Here is a 14194-nt window from a genome sequence, read left to right on the forward strand (position 1 = left end):
TTCAAAAAAAGCCCGCTCAACTGAGCGGGCTTTTTTATTGCCTGTTACTTAAGCCAGCCTTCCAACCGCTCTACCGCAAGCTTGATATCAGGCTCCTTCCCCGCAAAGGAAAAGCGCATGTATTGATTCCCGCGTGTCAGATCGAAATCTACGCCGGGCGTTGCCGCAATGTGTGTCTCTGCCAACATCTTCTGACAGAACTCCATGGAGTCGTTGGTGAGCTTTGAAACACCCGCATACACATAGAACGCACCATCAACCGGCAGCACATCAAAACCAAGCTGAGGAAGGTGATCGAGCAACACCTGTCTGTTGGCTGCATACCCAGCCTTGATTTTTTCATAGTCCTCCGTCGCATCAAAAGCAGCAGCTGCAGTCACCTGCGCCAGCTCTGGAGGCGAAATGTAAAGGCTCTGCGCAATCCGCTCAATCGGACGTACAAGCACCTCAGGCAACACCATCCAGCCAATTCGCCAACCTGTCATGCAATAGTATTTGGAAAAGCTATTGACGATGATCGCCTTGTCCGTAAAACGAAGCGCTGTCTCCTCCTCCATATCATAGGCAAGCCCGTGGTAAATCTCATCGGAGATGAACCACAAATCCATCGCCTCGCAAGCCTCAACCAGTGCATTGAGAGCATCAGGAGACATCATGGTCCCGGTCGGATTCGCCGGACTGGCCACAAGCACGCCCTTTAGCGGCTTCTCCTTATGCACCGCCTCAAGAATCTCAGGGGTGAGTGACCAGCGCGTTTCTGGCCCAACCTCAATCTCAACACACTCCAGCCCCAACACCTCAATGATATTGCGGTAGGCCGGATAGCCGGGAGAGGTAATTGCAATGCGGTCCCCTCTGTCAAATCCGGCAAGAAAAGCAAGGTTGAAACCAGCAGAAGAACCCGTGGTTGCAAAGATGCGAGATTCAGGAACCTCCAATCCAAAGGTTTGCTTATAGTAGCGAGCAATGCTCTTCTTCAGCAACGGAATGCCCTGCGCTTCCGTATATCCCAATCGGCCAGAAGACAGATGATCATGCGCAACCTTCAAAACCGAGTCAGGAACAGGCGCTCCCGGCTGTCCCACTTCCATGTGCAGCACGTGTTCTCCGTTCTGCTCAAGGCGGTTAGCAGCATTCAGCACTTCCATAGCTTGAAAAGGCAGGACTTCACTACGTTTTGATCCCATTAATACTGACAAATGCATTCCCTCTTATTTCTTCTTCTCAGAGCCTGTGCTTTAATTTTTCGGGCTACCTAGCAATTTTGCCTAATAACTGCCTATCTTGGGTGATTAAGGCTTATTTGAAAGTCTATGTAGTACTTTAAGTGCGAACCGCTCTGCGCCTGCCAAGCCAATTAAGGGGACTTGACGTGCAATTTAAGAACAATGCATTGAAACGTGTGATCGAACCAGTCAAATCACAAGCAACAAAGTTTGCGCGCAAATTTCTTATAACAGCAACCGCACTTTCTCTGGTTGTACCTAATGTGGCAATCACCACAGCTCAAGCTCAACAAAAGAAGGGGCTCCCCCTCGTTCGCGATGCAGAAACTGAAGATCTGCTGCGCGAATACGCCAAACCGATCTTCCGGGCAGCTGGACTTCCTGCCAATCAGGTTGAGATCATTTTGGTCAATGACAAGAGCTTTAACGCCTTCGTTCCAGACAGCCGCAGGATGTTTATCAACCTCGGCGTCATCATGGATGCCAAAACGCCAAGCGAAGTGATCGGCGTAATCGCACACGAGACCGGCCATATTGCAGGCAACCATCTGGTTCGCATGCGCCAGGCAGCTTCAAACGCACAGATTATGTCAGTTATCGGCATGATCCTGGGTGCAGGTGCGATGGCAGCAGGTGCAACCACGGGCAACAGTTCTATCGCCCGCGGTGGTGCAGCAGCAGTCTCCGGTGGCGGAGCGCTCGCCCAACGAAATTTCTTGTCCTATCGCAGATCTGAAGAATCATCAGCTGATCAGGCAGCCCTGCGCTACCTCGATCGCGTCGGCGTTTCTGCCAAGGGCATGCTCACAACATTTGAACGCATGGCGGATCAGGCTCTGTTCTCAGCGCAGTATGTAGATCCATACGCGCTCAGCCACCCCATGCCGCGCGCGCGTTTCAACGCCCTTCAAAACAGGGCTCAACAGGCGAAGCACTTTAACAAGAAAGACCCTGAGCGCCTTCAACTGAAACATGACATGGTCAAAGCCAAACTGCTGGCATTCACCAGTCACAAAAACTCAGTTTATCGCGCCTATCCGGAAAGAGACAAAAGCCTCCCAGCACAATATGCCCGTGCCATTGCAAGCATGAGATCCGACAAAGCGTCAAAAGCTGTCAGAAAAATTGACGCCCTGATCTCAAAAGCGCCGGAATATCCGTATTTTTATGAAATCAAAGGACAGGCGCTGCTCGAAGGCGGCAAGCCGAAAGCCGCAATTGCGCCATTTCGGAAGGCGCTGGCGCTTTATCCTGGCAATCCGCATTTTGAAATCTGGTTGGGCTTCGCAATGGTCGCATCCGACGACAAGCGGTACCTGAAAGAAGCAAAGAGCATTTTGACCAGAGCTCTGCGAAAAGACAGATATTCTATGAACGGCTATGCACAACTTGCAATCGCAAATGCCCGTCTAGGCGATATCGCTGGTGCAGATCTGGCAACGGCTCAAAGCCATATGACCCGCGGCGATGTTCGCAGCGCACAGCGCTATGCAAAGCGCGCTCAGAAAAAATTGAAAGTCGGCTCACCTGCCTGGCAACAAGCTGACGATATACTGTCAGCCAAAGTGCCTCAGCTCAGACGCCGCTAACAAATCAGACTGATAAAAATCAAGCACCCGAACAGGGTTACAGGAGACGTCATGAAGAAACTCATTCGCCGAGCTGCGATCACATGTGCAGCAACGTTCGCCCTGCTGCCAGCAACTTTTTCTGCACAAGCAGAATCGGTGAACCGCGCTGAAGTCGAAACAATCATCAAGGAATACCTTGTCGCAAATCCGGAAATCGTGCTGGAAGCGCTTCAGGAACTTGATAAGCGCCGCCTCGCAGAAGAAGAAAGTGCACGCAAAGGCGCCATCTCCAGCCTCTCTGATGAGATCTACAACAGTGACTACCAGATTGTCCTCGGCAACCCGGATGGCGACGTCACACTCGTAGAACTGTTCGATTACAACTGCGGTTACTGTAAGCGCGCACTGTCTGACCTTGTTCGCCTCGTTGATGAAGACAAGAACCTCCGCGTTGTCTTGAAAGAGTTCCCAGTTCTGGGCAAAGCCTCTCAGGAAGCCGCACGCGTTGCGATCGCAGTTGCTGAAGTTGCACCTGATAAATACGAGGATTTCCACCTCGCACTTCTGGGTCAGCCTGGTCGCGCAAACCTCGCCAGCAGCCTGAAAGTTGCAAAGGACCTCGGGATCTCTGATGCAGACCTGGAAAAATCAATGAAGTCCAACCGCGCCGCTGAAACCTTCCAGGAAGTATTCACTATTGCTGAACAGCTCGGCATCACCGGAACCCCTTCCTACATTTTGGGTGAAGAAGTGATTGTTGGAGCCGTCGGCTACGACACTTTGAAGGAAAAAATTGCAGCTGAACGCGAGTAGATTGGTCCCAATCGCGCATATCAACGCATTTTCGCAGCTTTATCCTTAAGAACTCAACTCAGAGCGGACAAAGGTCTTTTCCTTGGTCCGCTCTGACCATATAAGAGGGCCAGTTATGTTTATTTGCCTGGCTACGCTTTACCAATACGTCAAGTAAACCTAGCGTATTACACAGAGTTTTTGAGAACAGATTGGTTGCGTAGGCGCAACTACATTTGTGTACTTCTGAGTAAATCTAAAGCGTTATGTGCCTTTCTGCGCTAATAAACATGATATTGCCTTATGCGCAGCCTAGGCACTCCGGATGCACACTTTTTAAAAGACAGCATCTCGCAACTAGAGAATTAATGGCTATCTAAGCAGTTAATAACCAACTGCTTAGATAGTTCATTCAGTCAGAAAGTCCGCATTTGCTCTGAGCAATTGGATTTTCACAGATTATTAAAAGGCCATCCTTGCTGCACAGTCGCTTTGGGGGCCAAACCGAAGGCTCCTGGCATTAGTCAGGGCATTTCGAACTGGACGATGAAAACGATGACGAAAGAAACTAAGTTTGATCAGGAAATGATCCGCCAGCTTGCAAATGTGCTGGACGAAACCAACCTGACCGAAATCGAAGTGGAACAAAAAGATCTCCGCGTTCGTGTCGCTCGTCAGCTGACAGTGGGTGCAGTGGCACCAGTAGCAGCACCTGCTCCTGTAGCTGCTCCAGCACCAGCAGCGGCCGCACCTGTAGAGATTGCAGTTTCTGCAGATGCAGCAAACCATCCGGGCGCAGTTACTTCTCCAATGGTTGGCACAGCATATCTGGCGCCAGAGCCAGGCGCGTCAGTCTTTATTGAAGTAGGTAAGTCCATCAAGAAGGGTGAAACTATTCTGATCATTGAAGCTATGAAGACCATGAATCAGATCCCTTCACCAAAGTCAGGCACTGTGACTGCAATTCTGGTTGAAGATGGTCAGCCAGTTGAATTCGGCGAACCACTTATCATCATCGAATAACAGGCGAAGTCTCTATGTTCTCAAAGATCCTCATCGCAAACCGCGGCGAGATCGCACTCCGCATCCTTCGGGCATGTAAAGAGCTTGGCATTCGCACTGTAGCGGTCCACTCTACTGCCGACGAAGACGCAATGCATGTGCGCCTTGCTGACGAAAGTGTTTGTATTGGTCCGCCGGTAGCACGCGACAGCTACCTCAACATCCCGCAGATTCTGGCAGCCTGTGAAATCACTGGCGCCGACGCTGTGCATCCCGGTTATGGTTTCCTGTCCGAGAATGCACGCTTTGCGGAAATTCTTGAGGCACACGGCATCACCTTTATCGGCCCTACCTCAGAGCACATCCGTGTGATGGGCGATAAGATTCAGGCAAAAACCACGGCAAAAGAACTGGGCATTCCAGTTGTGCCGGGTTCTGATGGTGGCATCACTCCTGAAGACGACGTCCATGCAATCGCTAAGGAAATCGGTTATCCGGTTCTCGTAAAAGCGGCGGCAGGCGGCGGTGGCCGCGGCATGAAAGTTGCCCTGACGGCTGAAGAACTGGATACTGCGATCTCAACCGCACGTTCCGAATCCAAAGCAGCCTTTGGCGATGATGCTCTGTACATGGAAAAGTACCTCGGCAAACCACGCCACATTGAGGTGCAGGTTCTGGGCGACGGTCAGGGCAACGCGATCCACCTCGGTGAGCGCGATTGTTCTTTGCAGCGCCGCCACCAGAAGGTATTCGAAGAATGTCCATCCCCTGCGCTCAATGAAGAGCAACGGATGGAAATCGGCGAAGTTTGTGCAGACGCTATGCGTAAGCTCAAGTATCGCGGTGCGGGCACAATCGAATTCCTCTATGAAAACGGTGAGTTCTACTTCATTGAAATGAACACCCGTTTGCAGGTGGAACACCCTGTGACCGAGATGGTAACCGGCATTGATCTTGTGATCGAACAGATCCGCATCGCTGGTGGTTCTACTCTGTCAATCAATCAGGAAGAAGTTCGCTTCTCTGGTCATGCGATTGAGTGCCGTATCAACGCAGAGCATCCTCTGACCTTCGCACCATCTCCGGGCACAATCACCTATTACCACCCACCGGGCGGTCTGGGCGTGCGCGTAGATTCAGGCGTTTATCAGGGCTACAAAATTCCTCCGCATTATGACAGCCTGATCGGTAAGTTGATCGTTCATGGCCGGACCCGTGTGGAATGTATGATGCGCCTGCGTCGTGCTCTGAGCGAGTTTGTGGTTGATGGCATCAACACAACTGTTCCGCTCTTCACAGAGCTTCTGGACAATCAGGATATCGCCAACGGCGCCTATGATATCCATTGGCTTGAGAAGTTCCTGGAAGCGCACATCGCAGCACAGAACTCCGAAGAAAACTGAGGAGATTTAGGGAGGTCAAAAGCAGGCCAGCATGGAATTTAAGATTACCCCACAAATTCTGCTTAAAGCATACGCTTGTGGCATCTTTCCAATGGCTGAGACTGCTGACTCTCCTGATCTTTTCTGGATTGATCCCGAGCGGCGAGGTATCTTGCCGCTCGATTCATTTCACATCCCCAAACGGCTCGCCAGAACCGTCCGCTCCGACAAGTTTGTCGTTCGAGCCTCCCGTGATTTCAAGGCAGTAATCTCTCACTGCGCGACAACCACCTCAGAGCGCAAAGAGACATGGATCAACACTGAGATCCGCAAGCTCTACACTGCACTTTTTGCCATGGGCTATTGCCACACAATCGAGGTCTATAACGCCGCTGAAGAGCTCGTTGGCGGCCTTTACGGTGTATCACTGGGCGGAGCTTTCTTTGGGGAGAGCATGTTCTCACTGGAGCGGGACGCCTCCAAGGTTGCCCTTGTGCATCTGTATGGCCGTTTGCTCTATGGAAACTACAGATTACTGGATGCCCAGTTCGTAACCGAACATCTGGAACAGTTCGGAGCAACAGAAGTTCCCAAAGAGCAGTATGGCAAGCTGCTGGAAAATGCGCTGATGGTACACGGAGATTTTCACGCGCTACCGCAGGAAAGCTCTGGCAAGCTGGTGCTGCAGATCATCGAGGATATGCGCCCTGCTCCACCTAAAAACAAAACCGGCCTCATCTGAGAGGCCGCATCATTTACCGCAGTGTTGCAACAACCTTCGGTCGTGGCACCGGAATTTCGCCTGAAGAAACAAAGTCCTTACCAGCAAGATCATCCTCTTCAGAAACAAGATCAACAGCTGGACCAGCGTATCCTTCAGGTGGCGGCACGGAAGTCGTTTTCTTACAGTTGATCAGCCAGATGTCATAGACGCTGTGCTCAACAGCGTGCACACCAGGGTTACTTGCGAACATCCAGCCACTGAAAATCCGGCGCACTTTACTGTCAAGCGTAAGCTCATCAACCTCAATAAACGCAGTGGTTTGAGAGGCTTCTGTCCGAGGCCGGGAATTGCAAACGCGCGGCGTTACCTGAAGCGCGCCAAACTGAACTGTCTCATCAATATAGACATCAAACGTGGTAATGCGGCCGGTGATTTTATCCAGCCCCTTGAACACTGCAACCGGGTTTTTAATTGGTGTCTGAGCTTGTGCAGGCAACGCAAATGCTGCCCCACCAATCAACGCAGCAAGTGCGCAGGATGCAGCGCGCCCAAGATATTTACGCATTGTAAAACCCATAAAACTTTCCAGCAGCTAGTGATTCAAACGCCCAAGTTGTAAAGGGCTTAGCACTGGAATGCTACGGGGAAAAGGCCAGAACGAGGCAAACACGCGGCAATCGCTGAGGAATCTCAGCTAACCCACAGGCGTTGCGCGAAAGCCACGATAACCCACCGGCAAATTTTACTTAAATAACAGGGCGTAGATTGTCCAAATGGTCTTCAGTGGCTGGTTTCATAGAACAGGAAACTGACATCAACCAAGACCTAGATGCAACCAAAGCGACCGCAACCGATAACCCAACAACAACGGACATACCGCGCCGCCAGTGTGCTTTGCGTTGATTTGCGTTATTTGAGCGTTGCGCGCGTTATTTATGCGGTTTTGTGCCTTCTTTTGTTTGCAGCACTCCCCAGCCATGCACCGGCCCAGTCGCTCTACCAAAAGTACATCAAACAGCAGCAAAAGGAGATCCTGAAAGCCCCCTCCGAGAAGCCAGAAATGCCATCTGATGAGAACGGCATGCCTGAGACATTACGCATGCCAGCAATGCCGCTGATGGAGTTCCGCACAAAAGATATCATCGGCATGTTCCCTCTCGCACCTGCCGACACCAGCTCCCCAAGAGCAACACTGGACAGCTTTCTCGACATCATGGAGGAAACAAACCACCTTATTCAGGAAGCTTATGAAGAGAACACCGGCATGGGGGCGTTCTCTATGGAAACGCTCGGCATGAGCAAAAACCATGAGCACATTCAAAACAAGATCCATCTCGCCGAGATTCTTCTGGAACGGGCCAGAGGCTGCTTTGATCTTTCCGGCCTCCCCAGTGCAACACGCCAGCAAACATCACTGGAACTGGTTCTGCAGCTCAAAGAGATACTGGATCGCATCCCGCTCCCACCCTTCCCGGATATCCCCGGAACCGCTGCAGGCACCTACGACTTCAATCAGGCCGATTTGGAAAGCTCCTGGACGATCCCGTTCACCCAAATCGTCATCACCAGGATGACTGAGGGACCGCAGCAAGGAGACTATATCTTCTCAGCAGAAACAGTAGACCGGATCCCGGAGTTTTATGAGGAAGTCAAAGCGCTTCCGTCCCGCTACTCCATTCCGCAAGACCTTTACCACTTCTTCGCCAGCAGTCCCGGGCACCTGCTTCCACCAGCCTGGTTCTCACTGATTGAAAGCCAGCCTCCATGGCTACTGGAGCTGTATTATGGACAAGCCGTCTGGCAGTGGTTCGCACTGATCCTGATCACAGCAATCGCCGCAGTCATTCTTTTCTTCTTCATCACCACCATACGGCGCCTGCCAGACCGCAATAAGCCTGTTCGGCGGCAAGTGCTCAGCATCATCACCTCCGGCGTCATTGTCGGCTCTCTCATTTTCCTGCGTTATCTGGCTGACTATCAAATCAATATCGGTGGCCCGGTTCTGCAGGTCTATGACCTGACCATCGAAACACTAGTCTGGATTGGCGGCGCAGTCATCATTTACAAAACCCTGCGCCTCTTGAGCGAGCTGGTACTGCTCAAGAACCGCGGTGTTGCCTCCATCGACCGCAGCATCATTCGCACAGCAACGCAGTTCTTCGCCATCTTGTGCGCTCTCATTTTGCTCACTTACGGTGCAACCCGCCTGAATATCCCGCTCTACGGCATTATCGCTGGTATCAGTGTCGGCGGTCTCGCGATCGCTCTGGCCGCTCAACCCACGCTCGAAAACCTCCTCGGCGGCCTGATCCTCTATGCGGACGGCATTGTCCGTGTCGGAGATTATTGCGAGTTCAACAAGGTGCGCGGACACGTGGAATCCATCGGTATGCGCTCAACCCGTATCAGAACCACGGACAGAACGCTGGTCACTATTCCTAACGCCGACCTCGCCAAGATGAACTTCATGAACTACACGCTGAAAGATCACTTCCGCGTCGTTCTGAGATTTGCATTGAAGTACGACACCAGCGCAGAGCAACTGGAAAAGCTCATCACCAAGATCAAACGAATGCTGGCCAAACATCCGCTGTCCCAACCAGATGCAGCAAAGGTGAGACTGGAGAACATTGATGAAAACGGCATTGTGATCCAGATCGAGGACAGCGTTCAGGCCGCAACTCGTGATGAGTATCTCGCCATTCAGGAGAGCATCATCATCCGCACCCTGAAACTTATTTCAGACCAAAACATCGAAGTCGCCCACCCCTTCGTCACCAACTACGGCGAAACGGAAAGTCCGCTCAAAGCTACGAACGACCCTATTGTAGAAGCAAACACACAAAGAAGAGGAGGAACCAAGGATAAACTATAGCATGTACCTAACGGCCTCCTATTTGAGCGACAAATACCCAAACAGCCCACACCACAGATCAGTTTTGACACGGTTTTCTTAGAAAGAGTAGCAGAGAGCGGATGTGTGAAGGGGAGTGCTTCTCCCCTCACATCCAGAGGATTATTTGCGCGAGATGCGATCAATCTCTTGGCGCACAAGCCGCTCCACCACGCTTGGCAGATGCTGGTCGAGCCAGCCTTTCAGCATTGGGCGCAGCATCTCAGCCACAAGTTCTTCCAGCGTACGGGCGTTCTTGGACAGCACCGTGTTGGCAAGACCGTTAAAGGCGCTGGACACAACTTCGTCCGTCGCGCTTGAGATAAGTGTTTCCGCCGGGCTTTTTGCAGCAGAAGGCTCAAGAATATCATCTTGCCCCATGCTGCTCAACCCAAACGCTTCAGGACCCGGCTGATCAAGAAAAGCGATGTCTCCATCCTCTTCCTTGTCTTCATCAGCAAGGCCTTCAATAATTTTCAATGAGGAGGATTGCTCGTCGATCTGCTCTTTTTGCGTCAGCTCCAGAACGTCTGGTTCCGCGCCCTTCACCACTTCAGGCTCAGGAGTTGGAGCAGGCTCCATTTCCGCTGGCGCATCATCAAAGAGTTTATCTAGATCGTCCTGTGATAATTCGCGACCTGCGTCCGCGTCACTCAATGCAGCATCTGTCATCTGTTCTGCGCCACTTGCTTCGTCATCCGAAATAATCTTGCGGATCGAGCTCAGGATATCCTCCATGGAAGGCTCGTTACCCTGTGAGACAGCTCCCATGTATGTGCTCCACTTCTAATCGCGTCTAATCCGCCGGCTTTCCGACTCAGTTCATTAATAAATACTTACTTAAATATAGGAGAAAAGCGCCCCCGCCTGACAGCCACATATCCAGCAAAAAGCCAATTCCCACAAGGAAAACGAGCAAATTTGAAAATACGGCACCAAAAAAGGGAGCCGATAAGGCTCCCTTCTTCAAAATTTCATTATATCAGAAGAGCTTAACGCCCATCCGGGGTCCGCAGACCAATCCACTTATCACGTACCAGACGGTAGTGTTCAGTTGGATCATAACGCGCACCGGTCAATGCCAGGCTGTTATAGTCGAGACGACCAACAGAGGAAAGAACCGCATAAGCAGCAACCACACGGTCACGCTGCGCTGTCACCAATGTTACGCGCGCATCCACCAGATCACTCTGCGTATCCAGAACATCAAGCGTGGTCCGCTGACCAACACGCTGCTCTTCAATCACGCCTTCCAAAGCAAGACGAGCCGCAGCAACCTGTGCTTCAGCTGCCGTAATGGAAGCGATCGATGCATTCAGCTGCCCCCAGGAGGAGATCGCCTGAGCACGGATGCTATCACGGGACACATCAACCAAAATCTCGGTGCGGCCCAGATCTTCTTTAGACTGGCGCACAACAGAATATTCGCTACCATTCTGGTAGATAGGAACAGTCACACGACCAAAAATAGAAGCAGTTCTGGTCGGCTTTCCAGACACGCCAGGAAGGTTGTTGTCGCTATAGGACAATGTTCCCTGAACATCAGCAGTCGGAAGCAATACACCCTCAGCAGTTTTCACTGCAAACTGAGCGGCATCAACCAGGAACTGAGAAGACTGGATCGCAGGATGCTCTTCCTGACCAATAGAGATTGCAGAAGAAACAGTCTTCGGCAGCAAACTTGTCACATTGGTGCGAGCGCTCAGGTTTTTTGGATCAATGCCAATCACCTGACGGAAAATCGCACGACTTGTGTTCAGGTTTGCCAGCGCTGTGTTCAGTGTGGACTGCGCACGTGCACGACCTGATTCAGCCTGAGAAACATCCGTCCGCGTACCTTCGCCCACATTGAAGCGATCTTTAGAGGCACGAACCTGCTCTTCCTGGAACTTCAAATCACTCCGACGCAAAGACACAAGCGCGGTATCGCGAATGACGTCCATATATGCGGTCGCAGCCTGGAAAAGCGCAGTCTGCTCTGCTGTACGCAAATCTTCACGCTGAGCACGAACAATAGCTTCAGCCTGACGGGTAGAGTTCACAGTCCGGAAACCACGGAACAGCGGCTGAGTAACCTGCAAGGATGCTGTATACTCATTACGGTTTCGGTTAGTGCCCTGAGTCTCCTGCCACTGGTAACCATAGTTACCACTGGCAATAATGCTTGGGCGCCATCCGGCCAAAGCCTGTGGCACACCTTCATCTGTCGCACGAAGCTGAGCGCGTGATGCGTTTAATGTCGGGTTATTCTGATAGGTAGCAGCCAATGCTTCTTTAATTGAAAGAGCATTCGCGCCTTGAGCACTCACAAGCAAGCCGACTACTGCAACTGCACCCGTTAACGTTTTCCGAGAAACCACTTTATATGCCTCAAACAGGGTCAATCTTACGAACCGCAAACCCAACACACTCGCCGAAATGTATATCTTATTCGGCGTTTTCCGAAACCGGCGATCAAGCCGATTTTGGAAAAAAATAAATACTGCGACGAACAGGCAACATCTTATCGATATAATTACCTAACCCAATCGCAGAATATCATTCCCCGGAGGCACACTAATAGAACCATTAAGTTTTTACTACCGTTTTTTCACCCAATGATTGAAACGTGTATATCTCTACATCATTGATAGAAAAGACAGCAGCAGCGCTCAGTTCCTATTTTACCCCACCAGAGTTTGAAGTGCTTTAAACCAGCATTGGGACAAAACTGTAATTCACATCACGAAAACGGAAATTCATCACAACACTTCACAGAAAAACAAAAAAAGGCGAAGGTTTCCCCTCGCCTCACATTTCCATACCTGAGTTGCAAGCGTTTAGAATTCAAAGACTTCCGGTTTCTCAAATCCTGGAAGCGCACATGCATGCGCATTAAACGCAAATACGGAACTCACGTTGCCACCAGACTTGGTGTAAAGCCGAGCAACACCTGCATTACTTTCCCCCTCAACCACAACAAGACGACCTTCGTCTTTTAGCTGAGCAGTCAAGGCTTCCGGTAGCTCTTCAACGGAACCGTTGACCAGAATAACATCATAAGGCGCGTCAGCCGCATAACCCTTGGCCAGATCACCATCAATCACAGCAGCATTTTCAATGCCCAGCTGCTCCAGATTCGCTGAAGCCGCCTCAGACAGCGTCACATCAACTTCCAGACCAACAACAGCTTCTGCTAGGTAGGAAACAATCGCCACGCCATAACCAGAGGCAGCGCCAACCACAAGCACAACATCCTTGGCAGTGATATCAGCCAGCTGAACAAGACGGCCAAAGATGTGCGGCTTGAGCATTTTACGCTCGCCTTTTTCATCAACGGCTACATCTTCATCAATATAGGCCAACTCCTGCAGGTTTTCCGGAACGAACTTTTCGCGAGGCACCTTGCCCATAGCACCAATAATGCGCAGGTCTGTAATATCATTGGTCCGCAGCTGATTGTCGACCATCAGTGTTCTTTGTTCCGCGAAGTTGACCATCCTGTCCTCACTGTCTCGCAAGATTCTTTGGCTGAGAAATATCGCTCATGCACCACAAACACAAGCTGCCAGATCCGTAAAAATAAACAGTACCCTCTGTTGTTTTTCTATTTTTGAACTTTGCGGTGCAAATACAAGCTTTTTCACCATGCAGGAAGAAAAGCCGTGTCTCATCCAGAAAGCTACTCACCTAGGTAAACCCCATAGATTTCGGTGTTTTACACAAGAGTGATCGTGGAAAGTGAATTTGCCCGCTTGACTATCCGGCCCAAATATCAGAAAAGCCCCTCACACCACAGCGGGGCCTCTTGGCGGAGTGGTGACGCAGCGGATTGCAAATCCGTGTACGCCGGTTCGATTCCGGCAGAGGCCTCCATCTCCCCTTTTCCCCATTGATATCATTGTTTTTTCAAGGGTTTATCCCTCACTTTTGAATGCACTTTGATAAGTGAGGGATTTTGATCGGGAAAAAATCTTCAAAATTCGGCCATATACCATTCCATCTGTTCTGCCGTGGAAGCGATATGGAGCACTTAGCCTGCTGATTACGCTCTATCTCCAAGTGTGGCCGCTTATGGCATAAATATCAAAGATGTGTTTGTCCTCTTCTCGCTCTTCCACCTACAAACAACTTGACGCCCGCAGAACACATCCACATAACTCAGGTGAGAGACTTGATTGATCTGGCCAATTATACGGCCAGCCAGCTGGCTTTTGCCACCAAGATACAGTGCCACCGGTTCAGCTTTAACCGGAGCGATTTCTCCAAACAGGTTCACGTTGAAGTTTACTCTCAGACTATGGATAGATTTCCCAACCATACAATTTGCAATGCATGATCATGGTGGGAATGAGCCTTCTAGCTCGCTTTACGCTCTCACGGGCTGATTTGACAAAGGCCGTGGAATGACGTGTTTGCGCACGTCTTTCTTCCCACTATTACTCTGGCGGGTATCGAGATCAGAGTGATGTATTGAAATGGTATTTTGTGAGGTGGTTTCAACTGGTCGCGGCAACACACTGTGAGAACTTCTCAGCTGGGGTTTGATATTGCAAGGTCTTGCGGGGTCGTTGGTTGAGTTGCCTTGCTATTGCATCAAGTTCAGGCTGCGTGTGTACAGATAA

General features: G+C 50.8%; 12 protein-coding genes, 1 tRNA gene and 1 pseudogene. 7 read left to right on the forward strand and 7 right to left on the reverse strand.

Annotated elements, in window-relative coordinates; translation table 11 throughout:
- Window positions 1-44 precede the first annotated feature (44 nt).
- Window positions 45-1187, reverse strand: coding sequence for a pyridoxal phosphate-dependent aminotransferase (locus tag PsAD37_RS18800; protein ID WP_063297448.1), 1143 nt, complete (start codon window positions 1185-1187; stop codon window positions 45-47).
- 185 nt (window positions 1188-1372) lie between these two features.
- Between PsAD37_RS18800 and PsAD37_RS18805 the strand changes: the two genes are divergently transcribed.
- The 5 genes from PsAD37_RS18805 (at window position 1373) to aat (ending at window position 6715) form a co-directional block, all read left to right on the forward strand.
- The gene (locus tag PsAD37_RS18805; protein WP_063297449.1) at window positions 1373-2815 is read left to right on the forward strand and encodes a M48 family metalloprotease; all 1443 of its coding nucleotides are present in this window, start codon (window positions 1373-1375) and stop codon (window positions 2813-2815) included.
- 51 nt (window positions 2816-2866) lie between these two features.
- Window positions 2867-3610, forward strand: coding sequence for a DsbA family protein (locus PsAD37_RS18810; RefSeq protein WP_063297450.1), 744 nt, complete (start codon window positions 2867-2869; stop codon window positions 3608-3610).
- Window positions 3611-4135: 525 nt separating this feature from the next.
- A complete protein-coding gene (accB, locus tag PsAD37_RS18815) occupies window positions 4136-4612 on the forward strand; it encodes an acetyl-CoA carboxylase biotin carboxyl carrier protein (RefSeq protein WP_057464435.1) in 477 nt (158 codons plus the stop codon).
- Between the two features lie 14 nt (window positions 4613-4626).
- A complete protein-coding gene (gene accC, locus PsAD37_RS18820) occupies window positions 4627-5994 on the forward strand; it encodes an acetyl-CoA carboxylase biotin carboxylase subunit (protein WP_063297451.1) in 1368 nt (455 codons plus the stop codon).
- A 31-nt stretch (window positions 5995-6025) separates the two neighbouring features.
- Entirely contained in the window at window positions 6026-6715 is a 690-nt protein-coding gene (aat, locus tag PsAD37_RS18825; protein ID WP_063297452.1) for a leucyl/phenylalanyl-tRNA--protein transferase, read from the forward strand.
- Between the two features lie 13 nt (window positions 6716-6728).
- On the opposite strand, the gene PsAD37_RS18830 is transcribed toward aat, so the two are convergent.
- Entirely contained in the window at window positions 6729-7274 is a 546-nt protein-coding gene (locus PsAD37_RS18830) for a DUF2155 domain-containing protein (protein ID WP_063289056.1), read from the reverse strand.
- 378 nt (window positions 7275-7652) lie between these two features.
- Here PsAD37_RS18830 and PsAD37_RS18835 point away from each other — a divergent pair, with 378 nt between their 5' ends.
- Window positions 7653-9572, forward strand: coding sequence for a mechanosensitive ion channel family protein (locus PsAD37_RS18835; RefSeq protein ID WP_208991970.1), 1920 nt, complete (start codon window positions 7653-7655; stop codon window positions 9570-9572).
- A 141-nt stretch (window positions 9573-9713) separates the two neighbouring features.
- On the opposite strand, the gene PsAD37_RS18840 is transcribed toward PsAD37_RS18835, so the two are convergent.
- The 3 genes from PsAD37_RS18840 to PsAD37_RS18850 form a co-directional block, all read right to left on the reverse strand.
- Window positions 9714-10361 carry a PopZ family protein gene (locus tag PsAD37_RS18840; protein ID WP_063297453.1) on the reverse strand — a complete coding sequence of 216 codons (648 nt, stop codon included), beginning with the start codon at window positions 10359-10361 and terminating at the stop codon, window positions 9714-9716.
- 221 nt (window positions 10362-10582) lie between these two features.
- On the reverse strand, window positions 10583-11950 hold the full coding sequence (locus PsAD37_RS18845; RefSeq protein ID WP_063292423.1) for a TolC family outer membrane protein: 1368 nt from the start codon (window positions 11948-11950) through the stop codon (window positions 10583-10585).
- A 459-nt stretch (window positions 11951-12409) separates the two neighbouring features.
- Window positions 12410-13069, reverse strand: coding sequence for a protein-L-isoaspartate O-methyltransferase (locus PsAD37_RS18850; protein WP_063297454.1), 660 nt, complete (start codon window positions 13067-13069; stop codon window positions 12410-12412).
- 302 nt (window positions 13070-13371) lie between these two features.
- Between PsAD37_RS18850 and PsAD37_RS18855 the strand changes: the two genes are divergently transcribed.
- A tRNA-Cys gene (locus PsAD37_RS18855) sits at window positions 13372-13445 on the forward strand.
- 196 nt (window positions 13446-13641) lie between these two features.
- On the opposite strand, the gene PsAD37_RS18860 is transcribed toward PsAD37_RS18855, so the two are convergent.
- Window positions 13642-13890, reverse strand: a complete 249-nt coding sequence (locus tag PsAD37_RS18860) for a hypothetical protein (protein WP_153039803.1) — start codon at window positions 13888-13890, stop codon at window positions 13642-13644.
- A 178-nt stretch (window positions 13891-14068) separates the two neighbouring features.
- A pseudogene (locus PsAD37_RS29225) lies at window positions 14069-14194 on the reverse strand (IS30 family transposase); the annotation flags it as partial.

It is taken from the genome of Pseudovibrio sp. Ad37 (genome assembly GCF_001623075.1).
Classification (GTDB): domain Bacteria; phylum Pseudomonadota; class Alphaproteobacteria; order Rhizobiales; family Stappiaceae; genus Pseudovibrio.